Annotated in this window: 23 protein-coding genes; 22 read left to right on the forward strand and 1 reads right to left on the reverse strand. The window is 59.9% G+C overall.

Going from position 1 to position 23,311, the window contains the following annotated elements; genetic code table 11:
* Window positions 1–2 precede the first annotated feature (2 nt).
* The 16 genes from GRB96_RS04640 to lpxL all read left to right on the forward strand — a co-directional run bounded on the left by GRB96_RS04640 (window position 3) and on the right by lpxL (window position 14,539).
* Window positions 3–638: a hypothetical protein gene (locus GRB96_RS04640; RefSeq protein WP_161430940.1), complete on the forward strand. Its 636-nt coding sequence runs from the start codon at window positions 3–5 to the stop codon at window positions 636–638.
* Between the two features lie 67 nt (window positions 639–705).
* Window positions 706–1,848, forward strand: a complete 1,143-nt coding sequence (locus GRB96_RS04645; protein WP_161430942.1) for a hypothetical protein — start codon at window positions 706–708, stop codon at window positions 1,846–1,848.
* Window positions 1,849–1,950: 102 nt separating this feature from the next.
* Complete coding sequence (locus tag GRB96_RS04650; RefSeq protein WP_161430944.1) at window positions 1,951–2,655, forward strand: C39 family peptidase; 705 nt, start codon at window positions 1,951–1,953, stop codon at window positions 2,653–2,655.
* 110 nt (window positions 2,656–2,765) lie between these two features.
* The gene (locus tag GRB96_RS04655; RefSeq protein WP_161430946.1) at window positions 2,766–3,518 is read left to right on the forward strand and encodes a hypothetical protein; all 753 of its coding nucleotides are present in this window, start codon (window positions 2,766–2,768) and stop codon (window positions 3,516–3,518) included.
* Between the two features lie 173 nt (window positions 3,519–3,691).
* Complete coding sequence (locus GRB96_RS04660) at window positions 3,692–4,723, forward strand: transporter (protein WP_205743489.1); 1,032 nt, start codon at window positions 3,692–3,694, stop codon at window positions 4,721–4,723.
* 149 nt (window positions 4,724–4,872) lie between these two features.
* A complete protein-coding gene (gene ftsB / locus GRB96_RS04665; protein WP_161430948.1) occupies window positions 4,873–5,208 on the forward strand; it encodes a cell division protein FtsB in 336 nt (111 codons plus the stop codon).
* Window positions 5,205–5,939, forward strand: coding sequence for a 2-C-methyl-D-erythritol 4-phosphate cytidylyltransferase (gene ispD, locus GRB96_RS04670; RefSeq protein WP_161430950.1), 735 nt, complete (start codon window positions 5,205–5,207; stop codon window positions 5,937–5,939). Before ftsB ends, ispD begins: the two co-directional genes overlap by 4 nt.
* Window positions 5,939–6,478 carry a 2-C-methyl-D-erythritol 2,4-cyclodiphosphate synthase gene (gene ispF / locus GRB96_RS04675; RefSeq protein WP_161430952.1) on the forward strand — a complete coding sequence of 180 codons (540 nt, stop codon included), beginning with the start codon at window positions 5,939–5,941 and terminating at the stop codon, window positions 6,476–6,478. The genes ispD and ispF overlap by 1 nt, the downstream gene beginning before the upstream one ends.
* Complete coding sequence (gene truD / locus GRB96_RS04680) at window positions 6,471–7,547, forward strand: tRNA pseudouridine(13) synthase TruD (RefSeq protein WP_338074009.1); 1,077 nt, start codon at window positions 6,471–6,473, stop codon at window positions 7,545–7,547. The genes ispF and truD overlap by 8 nt, the downstream gene beginning before the upstream one ends.
* A gap of 26 nt (window positions 7,548–7,573) precedes the next feature.
* The gene (gene surE, locus GRB96_RS04685) at window positions 7,574–8,320 is read left to right on the forward strand and encodes a 5'/3'-nucleotidase SurE (RefSeq protein ID WP_161430954.1); all 747 of its coding nucleotides are present in this window, start codon (window positions 7,574–7,576) and stop codon (window positions 8,318–8,320) included.
* Window positions 8,307–8,987 (forward strand): protein-L-isoaspartate(D-aspartate) O-methyltransferase, encoded by a 681-nt coding sequence (locus GRB96_RS04690; RefSeq protein WP_161430957.1) that lies wholly within the window; start codon window positions 8,307–8,309, stop codon window positions 8,985–8,987. The genes surE and GRB96_RS04690 overlap by 14 nt, the downstream gene beginning before the upstream one ends.
* Before the next feature lie 52 nt (window positions 8,988–9,039).
* Window positions 9,040–10,026, forward strand: a complete 987-nt coding sequence (locus GRB96_RS04695) for a DUF368 domain-containing protein (RefSeq protein WP_205743591.1) — start codon at window positions 9,040–9,042, stop codon at window positions 10,024–10,026.
* Complete coding sequence (locus GRB96_RS04700) at window positions 10,019–11,176, forward strand: peptidoglycan DD-metalloendopeptidase family protein (RefSeq protein ID WP_161430959.1); 1,158 nt, start codon at window positions 10,019–10,021, stop codon at window positions 11,174–11,176. Before GRB96_RS04695 ends, GRB96_RS04700 begins: the two co-directional genes overlap by 8 nt.
* Before the next feature lie 114 nt (window positions 11,177–11,290).
* Window positions 11,291–12,271, forward strand: coding sequence for an RNA polymerase sigma factor RpoS (rpoS, locus tag GRB96_RS04705; protein WP_420841782.1), 981 nt, complete (start codon window positions 11,291–11,293; stop codon window positions 12,269–12,271).
* A gap of 163 nt (window positions 12,272–12,434) precedes the next feature.
* Window positions 12,435–13,538, forward strand: a complete 1,104-nt coding sequence (alr, locus tag GRB96_RS04710) for an alanine racemase (protein ID WP_161430963.1) — start codon at window positions 12,435–12,437, stop codon at window positions 13,536–13,538.
* 101 nt (window positions 13,539–13,639) lie between these two features.
* Complete coding sequence (lpxL, locus tag GRB96_RS04715; protein WP_161430965.1) at window positions 13,640–14,539, forward strand: LpxL/LpxP family Kdo(2)-lipid IV(A) lauroyl/palmitoleoyl acyltransferase; 900 nt, start codon at window positions 13,640–13,642, stop codon at window positions 14,537–14,539.
* Window positions 14,540–14,638: 99 nt separating this feature from the next.
* Here lpxL and ettA read toward each other — a convergent pair whose 3' ends face one another.
* The gene (ettA, locus tag GRB96_RS04720) at window positions 14,639–16,345 is read right to left on the reverse strand and encodes an energy-dependent translational throttle protein EttA (protein ID WP_161430967.1); all 1,707 of its coding nucleotides are present in this window, start codon (window positions 16,343–16,345) and stop codon (window positions 14,639–14,641) included.
* 112 nt (window positions 16,346–16,457) lie between these two features.
* Between ettA and GRB96_RS04725 the strand changes: the two genes are divergently transcribed.
* The 6 genes from GRB96_RS04725 to GRB96_RS04750 all read left to right on the forward strand — a co-directional run bounded on the left by GRB96_RS04725 (window position 16,458) and on the right by GRB96_RS04750 (window position 23,175).
* Window positions 16,458–17,681: a tyrosine-type recombinase/integrase gene (locus tag GRB96_RS04725; protein WP_161430968.1), complete on the forward strand. Its 1,224-nt coding sequence runs from the start codon at window positions 16,458–16,460 to the stop codon at window positions 17,679–17,681.
* 7 nt (window positions 17,682–17,688) lie between these two features.
* Complete coding sequence (locus tag GRB96_RS04730) at window positions 17,689–19,260, forward strand: tyrosine-type recombinase/integrase (protein WP_161430970.1); 1,572 nt, start codon at window positions 17,689–17,691, stop codon at window positions 19,258–19,260.
* Window positions 19,250–21,382, forward strand: coding sequence for a hypothetical protein (locus GRB96_RS04735; protein WP_161430972.1), 2,133 nt, complete (start codon window positions 19,250–19,252; stop codon window positions 21,380–21,382). The genes GRB96_RS04730 and GRB96_RS04735 overlap by 11 nt, the downstream gene beginning before the upstream one ends.
* A gap of 2 nt (window positions 21,383–21,384) precedes the next feature.
* Window positions 21,385–21,777 (forward strand): hypothetical protein, encoded by a 393-nt coding sequence (locus GRB96_RS04740; protein ID WP_161430974.1) that lies wholly within the window; start codon window positions 21,385–21,387, stop codon window positions 21,775–21,777.
* A gap of 43 nt (window positions 21,778–21,820) precedes the next feature.
* Window positions 21,821–22,438, forward strand: a complete 618-nt coding sequence (locus GRB96_RS04745) for a DUF1819 family protein (RefSeq protein ID WP_161430976.1) — start codon at window positions 21,821–21,823, stop codon at window positions 22,436–22,438.
* 128 nt (window positions 22,439–22,566) lie between these two features.
* Complete coding sequence (locus tag GRB96_RS04750) at window positions 22,567–23,175, forward strand: DUF1788 domain-containing protein (protein WP_161430978.1); 609 nt, start codon at window positions 22,567–22,569, stop codon at window positions 23,173–23,175.
* Window positions 23,176–23,311: the final 136 nt, after the last annotated feature.

The raw sequence follows: 23,311 nt of genomic DNA on the forward strand, positions 1-23,311 counted from the left end.
CCATGGCGACTGAACGCTTCAGATTTTCGATGCAGGGTCGCCCGGTCAGGGTGACGGCCATCGCCCTGGCACTGGGCCTGATAGCGGGCCTCGGCCAGTCGGCCATGGCGGATCTTCGCAACAGCAGCGTGGTCGAGGGCAATGCCCTGAGCGGCATTACCGGGGTCAGCACCACCAATATGGCGGCCGGTGACGGCAACCTGCAGAGCAATAGCGGGGTGGTGGTCATGGGCACGACGGTCAGTGCCGCCAACACCCTGATGCAGTCCTCGCGCATCGAGCAGCGCATCGGAAGTCAAGACGAAACAGTAGGAATCAAGGGCCGCGCCTTTCGACAGTCCGAGGGATGGCTGTCGATCAACCAGGCGGCGGGCCAGGGGAATGTGCAGAGCAACTCCATGGGAGTGGCTCTGGGCATATCGGCCAGCAACCTCAGCGACGCCACGTTGCAGCAGGTGTTGGCCGATCAGCAGGGGCTGAGAGGTACCGATGAAGCGTCCGGCAGCACGCAGCGAAGAATCGAGGTGGACAAGACCTCCTTCGCGGGTGCCCGGGGCATCATCCAGGTCAACCAGTCAGCCGGTACGGGGAATGCCACTCGCAACAGCTTCCGCATGAACATGGCGCTGGGGCAGTAGCGTGACCCGAAGGAAGCAAGTCACGGCAGTAACAATAGAACGATTCGGCTCATTCGGGAGAAAGACCATGAAAACGTTCCACAAAGCACCGCTAGCACTCGCCATCACCGCGCTGATGACCGCGCCCGCTGCCTTCGCTGACAATGAGTTCAGCGCCGAGAGCGATATCACGTCTACCTTTATGAACAGTATCGATGTGGAGTTGAAACACAAGTCAGACACCGACAAGGACTTCGATGTCGATATCACCGTCAATGACTGGGCCAACTACTACTCCGGCGCCCTGGTCGATAGCAAGCAGTTCAGCGACTACAACGAGGTCACCAGCACGGGCTCCGCCAATAACGCCTCCGTCGGCGATGGCGCTGCCGCCGCGGTCGGGGCGACCGGTAACGTCGGGCTGAACGTGGCCGCCGGCGACAGCAACGCCCAGGCCAACGATGCCGCCCTCGCCGCCAATGACGCCGCCGACGTGTTCGGTCAGGCCGAGATCTTCTCGGCGCAGCATGCCATGCAAAACACCAACACCGATGTGGGTAGCCCCAACACCGCCAGCCTGGGCGCCGGCTCCTTGAATAATGCCAGCGGTAACGTCGGCGTCAATATCGCGGCCGGGGTGGGCAATATCCAGCAGAACGCCCTGTCGGCCTCGCAGAACTCAGCCGGTGGTCATGCGCGTGCCACCGTGGGCGGTGTCCAGCAGACCGCGGGTAACGTCACCAATCGTGAGGCTCTGAGAGAGAGGCAGGTCACTACAACCCGGACGAGTGTGAGTGGCACTCTGGATAACGATGCGTCAATTACGGGCGACTACAACGGCACCTGGCAGCAGACCAACCAGGTGTATCCGGAGATCTGGTTCGGCGGCACCCAGGGCCAAGGTCATGATAGCGGTCAAACCTACCAAGGGCATCTGGACTTCGATGGTCAGAGCGCCGACACCGACCAGTTTGCCGGCATTGAGGGCGGCGCGGTCACCTTCGAGGTAGGGGATGTGGCGCTGAGCGGCACCCTGTCGGGAAATGTCCAGCATACGCACTACATCAATATCGACAACCCCAACGATGCCACCCTAGGCGCCGGTGCCCTGCAGAGCATCAGCGGCAACGTCGGGGTCAATATCGCCGCGGGCAGCAACAACCTGCAGCGTAACTCCCTGGCGATCGCCTCGTCCCTGGGGCCGGTCAACCCGGGCAATCCTCCCGAGTAAGCCTTTATGGCTACTACTATCATGAGAGAGTATTAGCGAAATACCCGGCCTGCCTTGGCAGGTCGGGTTTTACCCAGCTTGTTGAGATGGAGCGAGGATGTTATGACAGCCAGGCGCACTGCCCTACTGGTATCCTTGACCCTCGGATTCCTTCCCATTCACGACGATGCCCAGGCCGCCAGCGTGCGCCTGGGCAATATCGTTTCCGGCACCGTGCTGCAGAAGCAGGTGCAGTCGATCCGCGAACGGCGCTACGAGCATCTGATCGAGCAGCGCACCGACTTCTCCTGTGGCGCCGCCTCCCTGGCGACCATCCTCAAGTACGCCTACCAGCGTCCGGGGGTCACGGAGGAATCGGTGCTGGCCGGGATGCTCGAGGTCGCCGATCCTCAGGTGGTAATGGAACGAGGCTTCTCACTTCTGGATCTCAAGAACTATGTGCAGACCCTGGGCTATCGGGGGCGTGGCTATGAGGTACCCGCCGAGACCCTGGATGAGGTTTCCATTCCGGTGATCGTGCTGCTCGATCTCGATGGCTACAAGCACTTCGTGGTGATGAAGAAGGCCAGCGGCGATCGCGTCTATGTCGGCGACCCGGCACTCGGTAACCGCATCATGACGCGGGACGACTTTATGGAGGCCTGGAACGGCATCATCTTCGCGATCGTCGGTGAAGGGTTCGATCAGCAGACGGTACTGCTGAGCCCACGACAGCCACTCACCGCCCACCGGCTACAGGATGTCTTCTCGCCGATTCCCCGGCAGAAGCTTATCGATTTCGGTTTTCGGCATGCAGATCTCTTCTAATATCCGAGTCGGATGGCTCGCGCACTGGAAGGCTGCACCTTGAGGGGGTAACGATCATGTTTGTGCATAAGCTCAAGCTACACTGCAGGAGAGGAGGGGTAACGGCCCTGGTGGCCATCGCCGCCAGCGGCATGCTGGCGCCCGACGTGGCGCTATCGACCACGTCCAACTTTTCGGATTTCGCCAACGGGCGGCAGCTGAGTGACGCCGAGCTGGGCCAACTGCGCGGGCGCTTCGTCGACAAGGGGCGGATCCTGTTCTTCGGGGTGCAGATGACCAGCGAGTGGCGTAACCCGGCCGGGGGGCATCTGCGGGCCGGTGCGACACTGCATGGCGATCTGACCGGCAGGGCGCCCAGCGTCAGTTTCGAGCCGCATCTGACCATGGTGTCCGCCGGCAATGCCGTCGTGGCGGGGCCGTCGGGCAATGGGGCGATCGTACGGGATGGCGGTACCGGTGGTATCGGCAATGCGCGCGGCGTGGTGCAGAGCATCCAGGCCGCCGGCGACTTCAACGCCGCCGCCAACGATCTGCAGATCGATGTGCTCGATGCATCACAGCACCCCGGAGTGCCTTCTGGCTCGGGAGCTTCCAGCTCGCAGCAGCTCCCCTCGGGAACTCGTATTTCGGCAAGCTATGGCCCCCAGGGGATGAATGTTGCGCTGGATATGCCCGGCATGGGCAGCGTCACGCAGGCGATCGTGCCTAGCCGGGGCCTGCGCCAGTCGATCCAGCTGACCAGTGACCTCCAGCAGGTGCGTAACCTTACCCGGCTGCAGCTCTATATGGGGCAGTCGGGCGCCGATGCTTCCCCCCCCGGACTACGCACTGCCATCGAGTCGGTGCGTCAATTGAGACGTTGAGGGCAGAGCCCACGGAACTTATGTCGTCTGGTCTAGACTGCCGGTGTGGGGTAACGTCAGTCATGCCACCGGCTGCAGCCTGGCAGCGCGGGCCAGTAACAATATATAAGGAGATGTGGGTGGAAAAATCACAACCATTCTGCCGTCAAGGTAAAGGCTGTTCCCTTGTCCTGTTGACATCCCTCGGCGCCTTCTCCCCGCTCGCCCTGGCCCAGGTGTCGAGTGACTCCGGGGAGGTGGTGCGCGAGGCGCGGCCCAGCCAGAGCGTGGAGAACGTCTTCCGCGAGGAGCATGCGCTCTTTTCCGATCGCCTGACCATCGAGCCGGGCATCAACTACTCCTACTCGGACCGCTCCCAGCTGGCGCTGCGGGGCTTCCTCGCCCTGGATGCGATCTTCCTCGGCGAGATCAACCTGGATACGGTCGAGAGCCATATCACCACCTTCGATATCAATACCCGTTATGGCCTGACCGACCGGCTGGAGGTCGGGCTAAACGTGCCCTTCGTCTATCGCAGCACGACCTATCAGTCCGTCGGCGCCGACACCTCGGCCTCTCGGGCAAGCGAGCTGGCGGTCGACGATGCCGACCTGGGCGATATCAGTGCATCGCTCTCCTATCGGTTACTGCCGGAAACAACAGAGCGCCCCGACCTGGTATTGAACCTGGGAGTCACGGCGCCCACGGGGACCGACCCCTACGGTATCTCCCTGAGAAAGGATCCGAATGACGACGGTGGGAACCTGTCGATCCCCACCGAACTGCCCACGGGCAACGGCGTCTGGGCGGTCAACGCCGGGGTATCCGCATTGAAGACGCTGGACCCGGCCATCGTCTTTGCCAATCTGGGCTACACCTACAACTTCGAGGAGAGCTTCGACGATATCTCGGCGACGACGGGCAAGGATCCAGGCGATGTCAAGCTGGGTGACTCCATTCGTGCCGGCTTCGGCACCGCCTTTGCGCTTAACGAGCGGCTAAGCCTCTCGCTCTCCTACTCCCACGAGCATGTCCGGAAGTCCAAGATCACCCAGGGCGGCGTCACCAACAAGGTGATCGGCAGCGATGCCAATGTCGGGGTGTTCAGCATCGGCGGGACCTATGCGCTGAATGACAGCACCTCCATCGTCACCAGCCTGGGGATTGGTCTGACCGATGCCGCATCGGATATCAGCCTGACCTTCCGCATGCCCTTCCAGCTCTAGCCTCCAGCTTTCCTTCCGGTTCGCTACCGGATCACGACCCTCCCTGCGGCTCGCCACGACAGCGGGTCTCAGGGAGTCGGTCTCTCGCCGTTTGGCCATTGGTGATGGCATAATGCGCGGCATCGTAATGACGTAACGGGATAGGCACCATGCTCAAGGGGTTGGCGCTGACGCTGACGATCCTGCTGGCGCTGCTGCAGTATCGGCTATGGCTGGGCCAGGGCGGTATCGAGGAGTTGCGCGAGGTTCGCCAACGGGTGGCGTCGCTGGAGGCGGACAACCAGCCGCTGCGCGACCGCAATGCGCGCCTGGCCGCCGAGGTGCTCGACCTCAAGACCGGCCTCGATGCCATCGAGGAGCGGGCACGCAGCGATATCGGCATGGTGCGCACCGACGAGCAGTTCTTCTGGGTGCCCGATGTGGCGGTGGAGCTGGACCCGGTGGTCAATCCACTGCCCGCCACCCGCCTGGAGGCGAGCCGATGAGCGCGTCACCCTGGCTGGTGGTGCCGGCGGCGGGGCAGGGGCGGCGCATGGGAGCCGACCGCCCCAAGCAGTACCTGACCCTCGACGCCCGCCCGGTGATGGCCCACACCCTGACCCGGCTGCATGCCGCCTTCCCCGGGGCACGACTCTGCCTCTGCCTGGACCCCGACGACGCCTGGTTCGACCCAGACTGGGTACTCTTCGCCGACTGGCGGCGCGTGGCGGGAGGCGCCGAGCGTGCGGACTCCGTGGCCAACGCCCTGGGGGCCATCGCCCATGAGGCGCGTGATGATGACCTGGTGCTGGTCCATGATGTGGCGCGCCCCTGTGTCGCCGTCGAGGACCTGCGGCGGCTGATGCGGGTCCTTGCCGATGATGCGGTGGGCGGGCTGCTGGCCGCCACCGTGGCGGACACCATGAAGCGTGACGATGGCGGCGGCCGGGTCGCCCGTACCGAGCCCCGTGCGGGCCTCTGGCATGCCCTGACCCCTCAGGGCTTTCGCTACGGCCTGTTGAATCAGGCGCTTCGCCAGGCCATGGCGTCCGGCGTCACGGTCACCGACGAGGCCTCAGCGGTGGAGGCCCTGGGGCATGCGCCTCGGCTGGTGCCCGGGCGTCGCGACAACCTCAAGATCACCCATCCCGAGGACCTGGCCCTGGCCGGCATGATCCTGGCCGCCCAGGCCTCGGCGCACAGCGAGACGGCGCCCGCGGGCGTCGCGGAGAGATGATGAGAATCGGCCATGGTTTCGACGTCCACCGCTTCGGTGAGGGCGACCACCTGATGATCGGCGGCGTCGCCGTCCCATTCGAGCGCGGCTTCGTCGCCCACTCCGACGGTGATGTGCTGCTGCACGCCATCAGCGATGCGCTGCTGGGCGCCTGCGCGCTGGGCGATATCGGTCGCCACTTCCCGGATACCGACCCGGCCTGGAAGGGCGCCGATAGCCGCGACCTGCTGCGCCGCGTGGTGGCTCTGGTGCATGCGGCCGGTTACCGGGTCGGCAACCTGGATGCCACCCTGATGGCCCAGGCGCCGAAGATGGCGCCCCATGTGGAAGCCATGGCGGCCAATGTGGCCGCGGACCTGGACGTCGAACCCGGCGCGGTCAACGTCAAGGCCACCACCACCGAGCGCCTGGGCTTCACCGGCCGCGGCGAGGGTATCGCCGCCGAGGCGGTAGCACTGCTGTTGCCGGTTTCGGGACCGGTTTCGGGGCCGGTTTCGGGGCCAGTTTCGAAAGAGACGAGCGAGCGCACCGGTGAGTGATGCCGCCGTACGCCCCCAGGCCGACGCCATCGACTGGCCACCTTCCTGGCCGCGGGTGCTCGACGCCGAGTTCGGTCCGCCGGTCAGCGGGGACTACCGGGCGCGCCCCGAGGATTTCATGGTCGAGGAGGTGCTCGATTTCGCTCCCGAGGGGGAGGGGGAGCACCTCTGGCTCTACATCGAGAAGCGCGACCTGACCACCGCCATGGTGGTGAAAGAGCTGGCACGGCTATGCGAGGTATCGCCGCGGGTGGTGGGCTACTCGGGCATGAAGGACCGTGTCGCCGTGACCCGCCAGTGGCTCTCTGTGCAACTGCCGGGTCGCGAGGCGCCGGAAGGCCTGGCTGAATCACTTGCCGAGCGTGGCGTGCAGGTGCTGGAGATGGCCCGCCACCCGCGCAAGCTCAAGCGCGGCGTGCACCGCGCCAACCGCTTCCGGCTGCGCCTGACCGGGCCGGCGGTGGATGACGAGGGCTTCGCGGCGCGCTGGGAGCGTCTGCTCGAGCGCGGGGTCGCCAACTACTTCGGTCCCCAGCGCTTCGGGCCGGATGGGCGCAACCTGCTGCGCGCTCGTTCGCTGCTGGCCCGCGGCTGGCGCAAGCGCGACGACCGCGATGGCATGCTGCTCTCGGCGGCACGCAGCTTCCTGTTCAACGAGCTGCTCGCAGAGCGCATCCGCGAGGGCAGCTGGGATCGCCTGCTGCCGGGCGAGGTGGCGAACCTCGACGGCACGGCGAGCCAGTTCACCGTCGAGGCGCCGGACGCCGGACTCGAGGCCCGCGCGGCGCGCCTCGACCTGCACCCTAGCGGCGTGCTGTGGGGCACCGGCGGCTCGGTGGCGAATGGTGAGGCGCTGGCCCGCGAGGCACACCTGGCCAGTCGCTTCCCGGCGTTGTGCGGAGGCCTCGAGGCGGCCGGCGTACGGCTGGGGCGTCGCCCGCTGCGCCTGAGCCTGGGGGAAGCGAGCTTAGAGCGCGGTGACGACGAGCTGTGGCTCGCCTTCACGCTGCCCCGCGGCGCCTTCGCCACCGCGGTACTCCGAGAATTGATCGCACACCCGAGCCTGTGACGGGTGTGCCTACGCGAGGATTCGAGATGCGCCGACTGCTGCTCTCCAACGACGACGGCGTGCACGCCCCCGGGCTGCGCGCCCTGCACGATGCCCTGGTCTCCCATGCCAAGCTGCGCGTGGTGGCACCGGACCGCGACAAGAGCGGGGCCAGCAACTCCCTGACCCTGACCCGCCCGCTGGCGCTGGCGGCGTTGGACAACGGCTTCTACAGTGTCGATGGCACGCCGGCAGACTGCGTCTACCTGGGCGTCAACGGTGTCTGGGACGAGAGACCCGACCTGGTGATCTCCGGCATCAACCACGGCGGCAACCTGGGTGATGACGTGCTCTATTCCGGCACCGTGGCCGCCGCCATGGAGGGGCGCAACCTGGGCATGGCCGCCATCGCCATGTCACTGGTGGGCCATCGCCACTTCGAGGCCGCCGGCCGCGTCGCGGCGAGCCTGGTGGGAGCCGCCGGACAGCTCTCGCTGCCGCCGCGCAGCCTGCTCAATGTCAACGTGCCGGATCTGCCCTGGAACGAGATCCAGGGCTTCCGAGTTACCCGTCTGGGCTATCGCGGCCCCGCGGCTCGGCCCCAGGAGGTACGCGATCCCCGCGGCCGGGTGCGTTGGTGGATCGCCGCCGTGGGCGCGAACGCCGATGATGGCCCCGACACCGACTTTGCCGCCGTGGAGGCAGGCTTCGTTTCCATCACCCCGCTGCAGACCGATCTCACCCGGCATGCGGCCATCGCGGACGTAAAGGGCTGGCTGGATGCACTCACCTGAACGTCTCGCCGAGCTGGTGCGCGGGGTGGGCATGACCTCCCAGCGCACCCGCGACCGCATGCTGGAACGACTGGCCGCCCAGGGCATCCGTGATCCCCGGGTGCTGGAGACCCTGGGGCGTGAGCCTCGCCACCTGTTCCTGGACGAGGCGCTGTCTCACCGCGCCTACGAGGACACCTCGCTGCCCATCGGCCATGGACAGACCCTCTCCCAGCCGTGGATGGTGGCGCGCATGACAGAACTGGTCCTGCAGGCGTCGCCGCAGCGCGTGCTGGAGATCGGTACCGGGTCCGGCTACCAGACGCTGATCCTCTCGCGGCTGGTGCCGGAACTCTGGTCGATCGAGCGAATCAATGCCTTGCATCGTCGCGCCGCCGAACGACTGCGTCTGCTTGGCGCACACAATGCCCACCTGCGCCTGGCCGACGGCGGCCATGGCTGGGACGAGGCCGCCCCCTTCGATGTCATCCTGCTGACCGCCTGCGCCAGCGAGCTGCCGGCGGCGCTGCTCTCCCAGCTCGCCGAGGGCGGCGTGCTGATCACCCCGCTGTCCGACGCCCGGGGCCGCCAGTGGCTGACCCGGATCCAGCGTCAGGACAACCAGTTCGAGAAGCGGCGGCTGGAGCCGGTGCGCTTCGTGCCGCTGCTCGAAGGCGTCATTCGTTGAAAGGAGTCCGCTGTTGAAGCGATACCTCAGCATCATCCTCAGGGGCGCCGGCATGGGAGCCGCCGATGCGGTGCCCGGCGTTTCCGGGGGCACCATTGCCTTTGTCACCGGCATCTACGAGGAGCTGATCCATACCATCAAGCAGTTCGGCCCCAGCGCCTTCGGTGCCTGGCGTCGTGGCGGGATGGCGGGCCTGGTGGCCCATCTCAACCTGCCCTTCCTGCTGCCGCTGCTGCTGGGCATCGCCGTCAGCCTGGTCAGCGTCGCCCACCTGGTGGTGTGGCTGATGGAGGACCACCCGTTGCTGCTCAATGGCTTCTTCTTCGGGCTGGTGCTGGCCTCGGCGCTGGTGGTCAGCCGACATCCCGCCGACTGGCGCTGGTGGCATATCCTGCCGCTGGTCGGCGGGCTGCTGCTGGCCCACGGCCTGCCTTCGCTGATGCCGCTGGTGACCGAGCTGGGCAGCCGCGAGGTGATGCTGCTGGTGGGTGGCGCCATCGCCATCAGTGCGATGATCCTGCCCGGCGTGTCGGGCAGCTTCCTGCTGCTGACCATGGGCCTTTATGGCACCGTGATGGATGGGATTCGCGGCTTCGACCTGGGGTTGATCGGGTTGTTCGGGATGGGCTGCGCCGCCGGGCTGTTCGCCTTTTCGCGACTGCTCTCCTGGCTGCTCGACCGCTTCCATACCGGGACGCTGCAGCTGCTGGTGGGCTTCATCATCGGCTCGTTGCCGGTACTCTGGCCGTGGCGGGAACTGGTACGCTACCAGCTCGGCCCGGACGGACAGATGATTCCACTGGACTACCGCTACCTGACCCCCGGTGACTACGCCCTGCTCACCGGTGACGCTCCCCAGCTGGTGGCCGTGGTGGCGCTGATGCTGGCCGGGGCGGCGGGCGTTCTGCTGCTCGACCGCACGGGACGACGCCCGGCGGCGATGCGCGGGAATGAAACACATGGGGCAGGCTCTGATCGGGCAAGCTCTGATAGGCCAAGCTCTGATAGGGCAAACAAGGAGGAAGGCTCTGATGCGTAAGGTATTGATGATTTCGGGCCTGGCCCTGGCGATGGCCGGCTGTGCCAGTCAGCAGGATTCCCCGGGCCAGGTGCCGGTGCGCGACCTCTCGGCGAGCCGTTCGGACACCGCGGCGAGCCACTATACCGTGGAGCAGGGCGATACCCTCTACGGCATCGCCTGGCGCCATGACATGGACTACCGCGACCTGGCGCGACTCAACCGCATCGGTCCGCCCTACGAGATCCAGCCGGGCCAGCGCCTGGTGCTTGAAGGAGGGGCGGGCGAAGGCCAGCCGGCGGCCCGACAGACTGACGACGGCGCAAGCGCCGTGGCGGTGGCCACGCCCCTCGGTGGCGCCCAGGCCGAGGCCGATTCCGGCGACATGGAGTGGCTGCTGCCCAGCGGTGAGACCGAGACGGTCTCCCGCGCCGATCGAGCCACCGACTCCGGCGATGTTGACCAGGCTCAGGCGGCCTCCGACGAAGAGAGCGGGCCTGGCCCGGTCTACTCGCCGGATAGCCCCGGTGCCGATGGCTACCTGAGCGAACGTGACCTGGCCGAGCGCAGCGCGCGTGAAGATGCCAGCGAAGCCGAGCAGACCGCCGAGGCTAGCCAGGAGGCTGAAGAGACCAGCAATACCCGGGACGTGGCCGAGACCGCTGCCCCGGAAGAGCCTGCCCGGGAGGTCGCCAGCGAGGCGCCGAGCGAAGAGGCCCAGAAGACCGATGCGGGCACCGCCGTCGCCGGCGGCACCCAGGGTGCCGATCGCGGCTCGCGCACCTATACACCCGTCGCCGAGGTGCCCTGGCAATGGCCGGCAAGCGGCAATGTGGTCGGCCAGTTCGGCGATGGTGGAGCGATTACCGCCGGCATTGATATCGCCGGTCAAAAGGGGCAACCTGTCAAGGCGGCAGGTCCCGGGATCGTGGTCTATGCGGGCAGTGGTGTCAGGGGCTACGGAAAGCTGATTCTGCTCAAGCACAACGACCAGTTCCTGAGTGCCTACGCCCACAACGACACGCTGCAGGTAAGCGAGAATGACGTGGTCGAGGCCGGCGAAGTGATTGCCACCATGGGCGACAGCGATGCCGAAGACGTCAGGCTGCATTTCGAGGTGCGCAAGGATGGCCAGCCCCAGGACCCCCTGGACTATCTGCCCTCACGCTGATGCCGCGCCCCGCTGGATAAATCCCGGCGGGACTGTCACACAATAATAATCGGTTTCGCCGATGCTTCTGGGCATCGGCGACAGGACGCAAGCACGGGGTAGCCATCGATGAGCATGCTTGAACGGGACCTTCAGGATGTCGATCTGGACACGCTCGAGGAGAAGGAAGATGACACCATCGTCGATGCCATCGACGAACCGGAGGCTGAAGACGAGACGGCCTTCGAGAAGGCGTTGAATCGCGAGGATCGCTACAGCCACCAGAGCCTCGACGCCACCCAGATCTACCTCAACGAAATCGGCTTCTCGCCGCTGCTTACTCCCGAGGAGGAGGTCTTCTACGGCCGCCTGGCCCAGAAGGGCGACCCGCTGGGCCGCTCACGCATGATCGAGTCCAACCTGCGGCTGGTGGTGAAGATCGCCCGGCGCTACCTCAACCGCGGCCTCTCGCTGCTCGACCTGATCGAGGAGGGCAACCTCGGGCTTATCCGTGCCGTGGAGAAGTTCGATCCCGAGCGTGGCTTCCGCTTCTCTACCTACGCCACCTGGTGGATCCGCCAGACCATCGAGCGGGCGCTGATGAACCAGACCCGCACCATTCGCCTCCCGATCCACGTGGTCAAGGAACTCAACATCTATCTGCGCGCGGCCCGCGAGCTGACCCAGAAGCTCGATCACGAGGCTACCGCGGAGGAGATCGCCGATCACCTCGACAAGCCGGTGGAAGCCGTCAAGAAGATGATGGGGCTCAATGAGCGCATCTCCTCGGTGGACTACCCGGTGGGCGGCGACAGCGACAAGCCGCTGATCGAGACCCTGGCCGACGACAACGACCATGGCCCCGAGTCGAGCCTGCTCGACGGCGACGTCAAGCAGCATGTCGACGAGTGGCTCTCCGAACTCACCGAAAAGCAGCGCGAGGTCGTGGTGCGTCGCTTCGGCCTGCGCGGCCACGAGGCGGCCACCCTCGAACAGGTGGGGGAGGAGATCGGCCTGACCCGGGAGCGTGTGCGCCAGATCCAGGTCGAGGCCCTCAAGAAGTTGCGTCGAGTGCTGGAAAAGCAGGGGCTCAGCCTGGATGCCATCTTCGCCTGACTCCCGCTTGACTTGGTGATCAGCAAGAATCCCCAGGTTTCTTGCTGCATTTAGTGATAACTTCCGAGAAGCCACCAGCTATATGGTGGCTTTTTTCGTGATTTGGGCGGCTCTTCCAACGATAATCCCCTGTTTTCCATTCCTTCCAGTTCAGGAGACCGCCATGGCCCGGCCGCTGATCGCCGAGATCGACCTCGACGCCCTGCGCCACAACTATCGTCTCGCCTGCGAGTGCGCCCCCGAGAGTCGCAGTGTCGCCGTGATCAAGGCCGACGCCTATGGCCACGGTGCGGTGGCTTGCGCGCGTGCCCTGGAGGATATCGCCCCGGCCTTCGCGGTGGCCTGCATCGAAGAGGCCGTGACTCTGCGTGAGGGGGGTATCACGGCCCCCATCGTGCTGCTCGAGGGGATCTTTACCGCTGACGAACTCGCCCTGGTGGACGAACTGGGGCTGTGGATGGCGGTGCACAGCGACTGGCAGGTCGAGGCGCTGCTGGCGCACCGCCCGGCGAGGCCGATCCCGGTATGGGTCAAGGTGGACTCCGGCATGCACCGCCTGGGCTTCTCTCCCGAGCGTGTCGAGGCGGTATGGCAGCGCCTGTCGGCCGCTGCGGAGCACGCCCGAGACCTGCATCTGATGAGTCACTTCGCCACCGCCGACCTGGAGGATATCGGCTATTTCGAGCGCCAGATGGCGAGACTCGACTCCCTGGCCCAGCGCCTGGGCGCGCCGCTCTGCCTGGCCAACTCACCGGCGACCCTGGCCCGCCCCGAGGCACACGGCGCCTGGAATCGCCCGGGCGTGATGCTCTACGGCAGCGACCCCCTCGAGAGGCCCAATGCCGTGACCTTGCGGTTTGCCCCGGTGATGACCCTGCGCTCGGCAATCATCGCCGTGCGCGAGCTTCCCGCCGGCGAACCGGTGGGCTACGGCGGACGCTGGCTCACCCCGCGTCCCTCGCGCATCGGCGTGGTGGCCTGTGGCTACGGTGATGGCTATGACCGCCACGCCAGGGATGGCACGCCGGTGCTGGTGGCGGGCAAGCGAACCGCTATCGCCGGCAAGATCTCCATGGACATGCTCACTGTCGATATCACCGATATTCCCGAAGCCGATATCGGCAGCGAGGTCGTGCTGTGGGGCAGGGCGGCCAACGGCCTGGTGCTGCCGGTGGACGAGGTGGCCCGCCACTGCGATACCATCAGCTACACCCTGCTCACCGGGGTGCTGCCCAGGGTGCCCAGGCGGTATCATGGGCAGTCCTGAATGCCCGAGCCGTCGTGGACGAACAGTCGGGGACAGACCCCAATCAACCGTGTAAAGGAGAGGGTTCACATGGAGCGGTCCGTTAATTGGGGTCTGTCCCCATGAGACAGAATTTCGCCCATCCCCGCTACTGGCACGTCTGGCTGGCCATCGGGTCCATGCATGTGGCGGCCTGGCTGCCCTGGCGCCTCAAGCTGTGGATCGGCACGCTGATCGGGCTGGCGGCACTGCGCTTCGCCGGGCGGCGCCGGCATATCACCGAGACCAACATCGGGCTGTGCTTCCCGGAACTCGATTCGGACCAACAGCGACGTCTGGTCAGGAAGACCTTTATCGCCAACGGTATCGGCCTGCTGGAGACCGCGACCGGCTGGTGTCGCGACCCGGAGCATCTTCGCCATCGGGTGGTGTTCAAGGGCCAGGAACACCGGGCCCGGCTGCAGGCGGCGGGCAAGGGCGCGCTGATCCTCGGCGTGCACTTCTCGACCCTGGACCTGGGAGCCGCCCTGCATTCGCTCTACTTCCGGGCCGACGCCGTGCAGCGCCCCCACGACAACCCGCTCTTCGCCCGCTTCATGGGGCGTGCCCGCGCTCCCTACTTCGATGCGGTACTCGATCGGCACGACCTGCGTGGGGTGGTACGTCGGATCAAGGCCGGCCATGCGGTGTGGTACTCGCCGGACCAGGACTTCGGCCGTGACGCCAGCGTCTTCGCCCCCTTCTTCGGCATCCAGGCCGCCACGGTGAAGATGACCGCGCGCATCGCCCGCATGACCGGGGCGGCGGTGATACCGCTGGTCTTCCACCGCAACCCGGATGACCGCACCTATACCCTCGAATACCTGCCGCCGCTGGAGGATTTCCCCAGCGGCGATGAGGTGGCCGATGCCGCCCGCATCAACGCCGTGATCGAGGCGGCGATCCGCAAGCATCCCGAGCAGTACCTGTGGCTGCACCGGCGCTTCAAGACCCGCCCCGAGGGCGAGCCCGGTTTCTACTGACGCTTCGCGTCAAGCTGGAAGCCATAAGAAAACCCCACGAACGCAGGGTCCGTGGGGTTTTCACTTACAGCTTGAAGCTTACGGCTCCGGCGAAGCCGGTCAGGCGTCGATCCGCTTGTACTTCATGCGGTGCGGGGTGTCGTCGCCGACGCGCTTCTTGTGGTCCGCCTCGTACTCGGTGTAGTTGCCCTCGAAGAACTCCACGTGGGAGTCGCCCTCGAACGCCAGGATATGGGTGGCGATGCGGTCGAGGAACCAGCGATCGTGGGAGATCACCAGGGCGCAACCGGGGAAGGCCAGCAACGCCTCCTCCAGTGCCCGCAGGGTCTCGATGTCGAGGTCGTTGGAGGGCTCGTCGAGCAGCAGTACGTTGGCGCCCTGCTTGAGGGTCTGGGCCAGCTGCAGGCGACCGCGCTCGCCACCGGAGAGGTCGCTCAGGCGCTTCTGCTGGTCGTTGCCCTTGAAGTTGAAACGCCCCACATAGGCCCGCGAGGAGACCTCGTAGCCATTGATGTTGAGGATGTCCTGGCCGTCGGAGACCGCCTCCCACACCGTCTGCTTGTCATCCAGGGCGTCGCGCAGCTGCTCGACGTAGGCGATGTCGACGGTCTCGCCGACCACCACCTCGCCGCCGTCGGGCTGCTCCTTGCCGGTGATCAGCTTGAACAGCGTCGACTTGCCCGCGCCGTTGCCGCCGACGACGCCGACGATGGCGCCCTTGGGCACGGTGAAGGTCAGGTCCTCGTAGAGCAGCTTGTCATCGAAGGCCTTGGAAACACCGTGGAACTCGATGACCTTGTCGCCCAGGCGCGGGCCGGGCGGAATGTAGATCTCGTTGGTCTCGTTGCGCTTCTGGAAGTCGCCGGACTGCATCTCCTCGAAGCGGTTGAGGCGCGCCTTGCTCTTGGCCTGGCGGCCCTTGGCGTTGCTGCGCACCCACTCCAGCTCGTGCTTGATGGCCTTGTTCCTGGAGGCCTCCTGCTTGGCCTCCTGCTCCAGGCGCTTCTCCTTGGCTTCCAGCCAGCCCGAGTAGTTGCCCTCGAAGGGGATGCCCTGGCCGCGGTCGAGCTCGAGGATCCAGCCGGCCACGTTGTCGAGGAAGTAGCGGTCGTGGGTGATCGCCACCACGGTGCCGCTGTAGTCGTGCAGGAAGCGCTCCAGCCAGGCCACCGACTCGGCATCCAGGTGGTTGGTGGGCTCGTCGAGCAGCAGCATGTCGGGGCTGGAGAGCAGCAGGCGGCAGAGCGCCACGCGGCGCCGCTCGCCACCGGAGAGGTTGCCCACGCGGGCCTCCCAGGGCGGCAGGCGCAGGGCCTCGGCGGCCACCTCCAGCTTGCGGTCCAGGTTGTGGGCGTCGGAGGCCTCGATGATGTTCTCGAGTCGCGCCTGTTCGCTGGCCAGGGCGTCGAAGTCGGCGTCCGGCTCGGCATAGGCGGCGTAGACCGCGTCGAGCTTCTCCTGGGCGTCCTTGATCTCGCCGAGGGCCTCTTCCACGGTCTCGCGGACGTTCTTGTCGTCGTCGAGCTGCGGCTCCTGGGGCAGGTAGCCGACATTGATGCCCGGCATGGGGCGTGCCTCACCCTCGAACTCGGTATCGACGCCGGCCATGATGCGCAGCAGGGTCGACTTGCCCGCGCCATTGAGGCCCAGCACGCCGATCTTCGCGCCCGGGAAGAAGGAGAGGGAGATATCCTTGAGGATCTGCTTCTTGGGGGGCACGACCTTGCCCACCCGGTTCATGGTGTAGACGTAAGATCCTGTTGCGCCTGTTTTGTTACCTTTTGCCAAAGCCTTCACCTCTAACATACTGTTTGTAAAAGAAAAAATATTTTTATGGATGCTAAAAAATTGTACCGAAAAAAATTGCACATATCTACCAAAGTGCTATTCTAAAATTTGTCACCTTCTTGGACCTCTCATGACATTCTCAATCAAAGAATTCAAGCTGAATGATGAGACCAGAGTCAAGCTCTTACTTCAAGACTCTGTGCCACTTTATTGGCCTTGTCTCTACATTCTAAAAAAAATGCGAGTTAGGTCACCTAATACTCAACAACGATTTTTCAGCGACTTAATCATTTTATTGGAATGGCTAATCTACAAAGGCATTAATATAGAAGAGCGACTTAAAAAAAGACCGAAATCTGTATATCTTAGTGAAACTGAGTTGGCTGAATTTTCTAGTCAAGTGCATTGGAGAAAAGACGTTCTTGATAAAAAGTATAGTGGTGTCAGATTACACCGTTCAGCCTATCAACAAGTAAGTGCATATCAATCTGAGTCAAGGTTGGCAACAGCTAGAAACTATCTTTGCTTCCTTTACGAAGCATTGGGCCATCCAGATGACCGCTTTGATCAAATTGAATGGCTAGTAAAGCGAATTAATCTCAGTATTGTACAGTCTAAACCTTCTTGGAAAAGAAGGCCGATGGAGCCCAAGGGATTAACATCAGAGCAAGAGAGAGTTTTGCTTAATTATTTACATCCGAGGTCAGAGCAAAACCCATGGCCAAAATCATTAGCCGTTAGAGTTAGAAATTACTTGATTGTAATTATCCTTTATAGCTTAGGTGTTCGCCGAAGTGAGATGCTGGGGATAAAGCTTTCAGATGTTAATTACCGCGACAATCGTATTTCTATTGTCCATAGGCCGAATGACCCAGACGATCCCCGTGCCGAAGAGCCTAATATTAAAACTAATGAGAGGAAGCTTCCAGCACCTGAGTATCTTATGTCATTAATAAATGAATATATTGAATGCTACCGAAAATCTAAAAGGGCTAAAAGTCATCCTTATTTGTTCTTGTCGCATGGTAGGAATGAAGGTGCTCCCCTTTCCATAAAGTCAGTCGATGCTGTGTTTAATGTGGCAAAAAAAAACTTCCCTATTCTTAAGTGTGTAACACCACACACACTTAGACATCACGATGTTTATCGAACTATGAAAATCGTTGCAGAAGAAACAAAAAATCTTTCACCTGAGGAAAGAGAAACTATTTTTTATCGTGTTTGCAATTTTCGGTATGGATGGGTAGATACTTCGAGAATGCCTGGGCGTTATGGGCAAAAATTTTTCCAAGAAGAAGCTAGCGAAGCAATGAAGATTTTAAATGAAAAGCTTTTGAGTGAACTTCCCTTTTGATTTTTGAGTGACTACTGTGATTCTTTCATCCCCAAGTAAAAAAAATATTGATGCGTGGTTGATGTCTGAAATGACTGCAAAGAGTGGAGGGCGTTTTACTCCGTCTGATGATTATTGGCGACCTGACCCTACTGCACAGGCAGCTAATGTTGCAAGTGCCAAATGTGCTGTAATTGATAAAGTTCGGCCATGGCTTATTGCGGCATTGTCTTATTATGCAATGGAATATTCAGCCAGAACGTTAAAGCATCTTGCATATATTCTTTCCAAGTGCGGTAATTCGAGTCTTGATGTCCTGGATGAGTCAAATGTTATCGCAGTTCGTAATATTCTTAGCAAGTCTGAGTTTGCGGTGTTGAGGTCTTTTTTAAAACGTTGGCGGGAAGATTATTTGTTGGAGGTTAAACCAAGTGAGGCTGTTGTTGATTACCTATATGCAATAAAGCCAAGAAATAATGTTGGTCAGTGCCCTGTAGAGAGCATGAATCCAGAGAAAGGACCCTTAACCTCATTAGAGAGGCGGTCAATTTTTGACTGGGCAAACGATGCATTTGCATACGGTCGAATAACTATTGAGCAGTTTGTGTATATTCGGATCCTGATTACTACTGGAGTGCGTATTCGCCAGATCCAACAGCTAGTTTTTGGAGATATTATAGAAGATGAGCGTGGCTATTGTCTGAAAATGCCACGTGCAAAAAATAAAGGATTTGGTTATCGTAACAGCTTTAAAAATTTTGATATATCAAAGGATCTTTACGATATACTTGTAAGTTATAAAGAGATTACGCTAAAAGCCTTGCAGCGTGAGCAGTTGCATGTCGATTGGAAAAAAGCTATTCCGCATGTGGCATTGTTTAGGGCAAAAGGGATGAAGTTCGTAATAACTACAATAAAAGATGATCCTGATTTAAATCTTCTTGAAATAGAGCCTCAAATAAAATTTCACAAGCATGATGGTTCCATGAAGGCACTGCTTCGTGGGCTCGAAGACGATCAGGCGTTTCCTGTCTCTGAGCGTACCGGCGAGAAAATACATTTAGGAGCTCATCGCTTTCGATATACAATAGGTACAGAACTGAGTCGTATGGATATTGGAAGGCATACGATAGCCTTTGTGCTTGACCATAAAGGGGTTAGAAGTGTCTCAAGGTATATAAAAGTATCCGCTGCAATGGGCAAGAGAATTGATGATAAAATGAAAAAAGAACTATCATTAGTTGTTAACGCGTTTCAGGGGAGGCTGGTTGCTGGTGCGGCGGATGCAGTTAATGGATCACTAACTAACAAGACTATTCGTGCTGAGTCATCTGCCATTGCTACATGTGGTGCATCAGGAGGTTGCCACCTTGACGCCCCCGTCGCATGTTATACCTGCTCAAAGTTTCAGCCTTGGCTCGATGCACCTCATGAAGAAGTACTTAACCGCCTTATGCTAAGGCAACAAAGAGCAATTGATGTTGCTGGTGAGGAAAGTGAAGTGGCAATTAGTTTTGATCGACCTATTCTCGCAGTAATGCAGGTTATTCATAGTATAAATGATTTAAAGCAGAGCGCTGAAGGTGAACATGATGAATAATGTTTTACCTTTCGTGCCAAGGTCAGGGTTGGCAGCTCGGGCGTCTCTGAATGAGTTTGTTAATTGGGCAAAATCTCAAATACATCTTTATGATAAACCATCTGATCCTGTTCAGTGGGGGGCGATAAGCTGGAGTCGCTGGGGGATAAATAATACTCGATGTTCTAAGCTCGGAAAAAGAAATGAGAGTCTTGATTCTGGGATGATTGACTATGTCAAAGCTATGTTGTTTGAAGAGAGAGTCGTTAATCTTAGTGAAGACAATTATCGCCTCAATGCCCTTCGCTGCCTAGAGAAGGCACTTTTAGATATTAATAAAGAGGCTGATATCATTTCCGTTACAGCGGCAATATTCGATAGGGCTACTTTAATTTCACAGGAATATAATTCTGAGAGCACTGCCTATAGTACTTCTCTTCAACTTAAGCGGATATGTGATAAGCTTATTGAAAGTGGAGTGGTGGCTAAACCTTTTATCTGGGATCCACAGGTAAAGGAACCTAAAATGACCCTTAGGAAGAGCGCAGAAAATGCGGAAAAAAAACTTCCTAGCTTCGAATCGATAGCGGCACTTGGAGATATTTTTAGCAGTAATCCAGAATCCAGTTTGGATATTATGGTAACTTCTGCTGTGGCGATATTGCTTTCTCAGCCTTCACGAGTGGGCGAGCTGTCTTACATTAAGAAAGATTGCTTTGTGACCGACCGTGATGAGCAAGGGCGTAGCCAACTATACATGTTATGGTACTCTCAAAAGGGATTTGGGGCAAACCGAAAAATCATCCCAGACAGTATGGCCGAAATCTGTAAGGAAGCAGTGGGTCGAATAGTTGATATTACGAATGAAGCACGTGGGTATGCTAGGTGGCTGGAAGAGAATCCTGATGATTTCCCACATCATATAGGCGTCCCCAACAAGCACCTCGACGCGCCCTTGACTATGGAGGAGGTTTGTAAATGCTTGATGCTTTCAACCAAGAATCATTCTCCAAGAAATGTATTTAAGGTTTTTATAAAAAAAATATGTACTAGCAAATCAAGTTCAGGTCTGGCACGTGAAGTGGCTGGAGATATTCTTTCTGGATTTAATGAAGATGGTGTGTCGAGAGTTTATATTAAAGGAAGGCTTTCTGGGTATGAGTTCAATGATACTTTTGAAGTGACTTTGAGAAAACTTAATTTATTGGTTAGGGAGAAGTATCTTCCTAAGCATTTCCCATATACGGATAGTAAGAAGGTTGTCAAGTGGAAAGATGCTCTATTTTGTTTCAGGAGTGGCGCGTTTTCAGTTAATAAAGGTAAGTCAGAAAAGCCCTTTGGGATTACAGGGATGTGCAAGCACCGGCTAAGCACTCAGCTGACAGGAACCCAAAAGAAGACTCAATCAATATTTGAAAGGTATGGTTACTCTGGGGTAAAGGTTAATACCCATGCTTTTCGTCATCTACTAAATACAGTCGCTCAACGAGGTGGTCTTTCTCAAGAGTTAATAGCGCGTTGGTCTGGGCGATTACACGAGAGTCAAAATTGGGTTTACAATCATGTCTCACCAGAAGAGATGGCTGATAAGCTTGAAGTCTTTTTGCCTCAAGTTGTGGATAGCAATATCCTTGCGTCAATAAAAACAAATGTTCCTATCCGAATGAAGAATGTCGGTGGTTTTGAAAATCGGATTGTCCATCGTACTGAGTTTGGTGTCTGTGTCCACGATTATGCACAAGAGCCTTGCGCAAAGTTTAATAACTGCCTAACTTGCGGGGAGCATATATGTGTGAAGGGAGATGATGTGAAGCTATTAAATCTTAAAGATGAGAGAGGCTATTTGCGGAGAAGTCTTGTGTCTTTTAAAAAAGAAGCTCGTGAAGAAACTTACGGTGCTAATACCTGGCTTGAAACAACTATAGAGAAATTAGAGCGCTGTGAGCAGTTGATTAAGGTATTGGAAGATCCTACCATAGAAGATGGCGCACTTGTAAAAGGTGTTGATAACAGTTGGACGGCAGGGTGCAATGCTTTGTCGATTAGAGGAGAGCTAGGTGAATCGAAATCTGGAATTTTACCAAAAAATAAAGATGATGATAGGCTGGCTGAGTTGGAGAGGATTTTGGGGCTGGGGGATTGAGCATGGCAAGGCTTTCTGATGCGGATGTTTTTCGTATTGAAGATTTGATAAAAACTTGGAGAGGAAGTAAGCTTACCTGGGAGTTGGTTGTCCTTGCCTGTGAGAATGAGTTAAGTATTAAAACTACTCGTAAAACACTCTTGACGCGTGATAATATAAAAGCTTCAATGCGCTTGCGGAAAGAAGAACTAAAAGCTCCTTCCAAAGTAGTACGCCAGTTTTCTGATATCGATAGGGCGAATGATAGGATCGCACGCTTAACGCAGCGCGTGGCAGAGCTTGAGTGCGCACAGCGAACCCTGATCGACCAATTCGCCCGTTGGGCTTACAATGCTGATGCTCACGGCTTAAACGAGGACCTTCTAAATCAACCTATCCCTAAGCCTCACCGATGATAGCTATAACTAATTTTTCGATAGCCACACGAGCTGCCTCACAATGACGGCAGCCCCACCTTCATTTCACTACAACTCCGACCTCATCGGCGGCTCGCTGATGGTCCGCGAGAGCCGCATCGTGGCGGAGCTGCTGCTGGCTGGTGTGGATGACGCGGCCTGGAAGACGGCCATCATCGACGAGAATCGCCTCCAGAAGGCACGGCCGGCATCAGCCAGGCGCATGGCCCAGGCAATCCGCAAGCGGCTTGTGCGGCTTCCTGAGCCGTTCTGGCAGGTGCTGCATGATGGCGATGACCAACTGGCCACCCAGGTGGCGTTCTGTGCGGCATTGGCCCGCAACCTGCTGCTGGTGGAGTTCCTGGAGACCGTGGTGGCTGATGCCTTCGTGACCCAGGCCGAGCGCCTTGAGCTGTACCAGTGGGATGACTTCCTCGCCGATCGTGCCTACCGCGATCCGGCCATCAACGCCTGGACCGCCTCCTCTAGACGAAAGATGGGTCAGGTGGCCTTTCGCATGCTATCCGAAGTAGGCTTGATAGAAAGTGCACGTAGCCGCCGGCTACGACCGCTGATGCTGCGGCCCGAGGTAGTGACCCTGCTGGAAAGGCACCACCTGATTCGGCTGCTGGACTGCCTGAGTGCCCTGGGGCCGCGGTGAACGCCATGGACCTGGGCTGGCGGTAGCGTGCCCAAAAGCCCGCTATCCACTGCAGGCCGGGCACCAAGCATTATAAGACGCTCAATCATAACGAAAAGAACGACACCGGACGCAAGGATGAGAGCCGTATGTCACCGCTCACGCAGGGGCCGTCCCACCGCGAAGATCCTCACCTGAAGGATCGCCTCAACCAGATCGCCGAGAAGATCACCAGCCCGGCCTTCCTCTCCGGCCAGGGCCTGGGCAACGAGATCGGCTTCTGGATCTTCGACTATCCCCCCGAGCACGAGCTGCAGGTTCGCGAGTACCTCACCTTCCTGGAAGGGGTACTGTCCCGTCAGCACAGCGAGCTGACGGTCGACCACGTCAACCTGCTGCGCGTGTTGCGCGACTATCTCCATGAGCGTGGCTTTCTCGACAAGGCCATCGCCATGCAGCAGACCAAGGGCGATGCGGCGCTGCTCAAGGCGCTGCGCGGCCCGCTGCACATGGACAAGTTCGCCCCCTTCCTTATCCGACACGCGCTGTCGGACGACCCCGATATCATTCTGCTGTCAGGCGTGGGTAGCGTCTGGCCGGTGATGCGTGCCCACAGTTTGCTCAATGCGCTGCATGGCAGGCTCGGCCACAAGCCGTTGGTGCTCTTCTATCCTGGCAGTTACGACGGCCAGAGCCTGACCCTCTTCGACCAGGTCGCGAGTAACCACTACTACCGGGCGTTTTCTCTCGTGCCGTGACGCATGGGCGCCCGGCTCAGTCAGTCCCCGGGAAACTCTCGATCTGAAGGCCAGCCGGCAGCCGCGCTGCCCTGGCACCCGCTTTGTTGACCGCCTTGCCCCACTACGGGAGCGAGGCGTTGCCCGTTAAGGAATC

This window comes from Halomonas alimentaria, assembly GCF_009902005.1.
Lineage (GTDB): Bacteria > Pseudomonadota > Gammaproteobacteria > Pseudomonadales > Halomonadaceae > Halomonas > Halomonas alimentaria.

Bases quoted from the DNA above. Each gene is read 5' to 3' on its own strand.
- surE (WP_161430954.1), top strand. From the start codon at position 7,574: ATGCGCCGACTGCTGCTCTCCAACGACGACGGCGTGCACGCCCCCGGG.
- GRB96_RS04735 (WP_161430972.1), top strand. From the start codon at position 19,250: ATGATGAATAATGTTTTACCTTTCGTGCCAAGGTCAGGGTTGGCAGCT.
- ettA (WP_161430967.1), bottom strand. From the start codon at position 16,345: ATGTTAGAGGTGAAGGCTTTGGCAAAAGGTAACAAAACAGGCGCAACA.
- GRB96_RS04725 (WP_161430968.1), top strand. From the start codon at position 16,458: ATGACATTCTCAATCAAAGAATTCAAGCTGAATGATGAGACCAGAGTC.
- GRB96_RS04695 (WP_205743591.1), top strand. From the start codon at position 9,040: ATGGGAGCCGCCGATGCGGTGCCCGGCGTTTCCGGGGGCACCATTGCC.
- GRB96_RS04690 (WP_161430957.1), top strand. From the start codon at position 8,307: ATGCACTCACCTGAACGTCTCGCCGAGCTGGTGCGCGGGGTGGGCATG.
- ispF (WP_161430952.1), top strand. From the start codon at position 5,939: ATGAGAATCGGCCATGGTTTCGACGTCCACCGCTTCGGTGAGGGCGAC.
- GRB96_RS04645 (WP_161430942.1), top strand. From the start codon at position 706: ATGAAAACGTTCCACAAAGCACCGCTAGCACTCGCCATCACCGCGCTG.
- GRB96_RS04740 (WP_161430974.1), top strand. From the start codon at position 21,385: ATGGCAAGGCTTTCTGATGCGGATGTTTTTCGTATTGAAGATTTGATA.
- rpoS (WP_420841782.1), top strand. From the start codon at position 11,291: ATGCTTGAACGGGACCTTCAGGATGTCGATCTGGACACGCTCGAGGAG.
- GRB96_RS04750 (WP_161430978.1), top strand. From the start codon at position 22,567: ATGTCACCGCTCACGCAGGGGCCGTCCCACCGCGAAGATCCTCACCTG.
- GRB96_RS04700 (WP_161430959.1), top strand. From the start codon at position 10,019: ATGCGTAAGGTATTGATGATTTCGGGCCTGGCCCTGGCGATGGCCGGC.
- GRB96_RS04745 (WP_161430976.1), top strand. From the start codon at position 21,821: ATGACGGCAGCCCCACCTTCATTTCACTACAACTCCGACCTCATCGGC.
- ftsB (WP_161430948.1), top strand. From the start codon at position 4,873: ATGCTCAAGGGGTTGGCGCTGACGCTGACGATCCTGCTGGCGCTGCTG.
- ispD (WP_161430950.1), top strand. From the start codon at position 5,205: ATGAGCGCGTCACCCTGGCTGGTGGTGCCGGCGGCGGGGCAGGGGCGG.
- lpxL (WP_161430965.1), top strand. From the start codon at position 13,640: ATGAGACAGAATTTCGCCCATCCCCGCTACTGGCACGTCTGGCTGGCC.
- GRB96_RS04650 (WP_161430944.1), top strand. From the start codon at position 1,951: ATGACAGCCAGGCGCACTGCCCTACTGGTATCCTTGACCCTCGGATTC.
- alr (WP_161430963.1), top strand. From the start codon at position 12,435: ATGGCCCGGCCGCTGATCGCCGAGATCGACCTCGACGCCCTGCGCCAC.
- GRB96_RS04640 (WP_161430940.1), top strand. From the start codon at position 3: ATGGCGACTGAACGCTTCAGATTTTCGATGCAGGGTCGCCCGGTCAGG.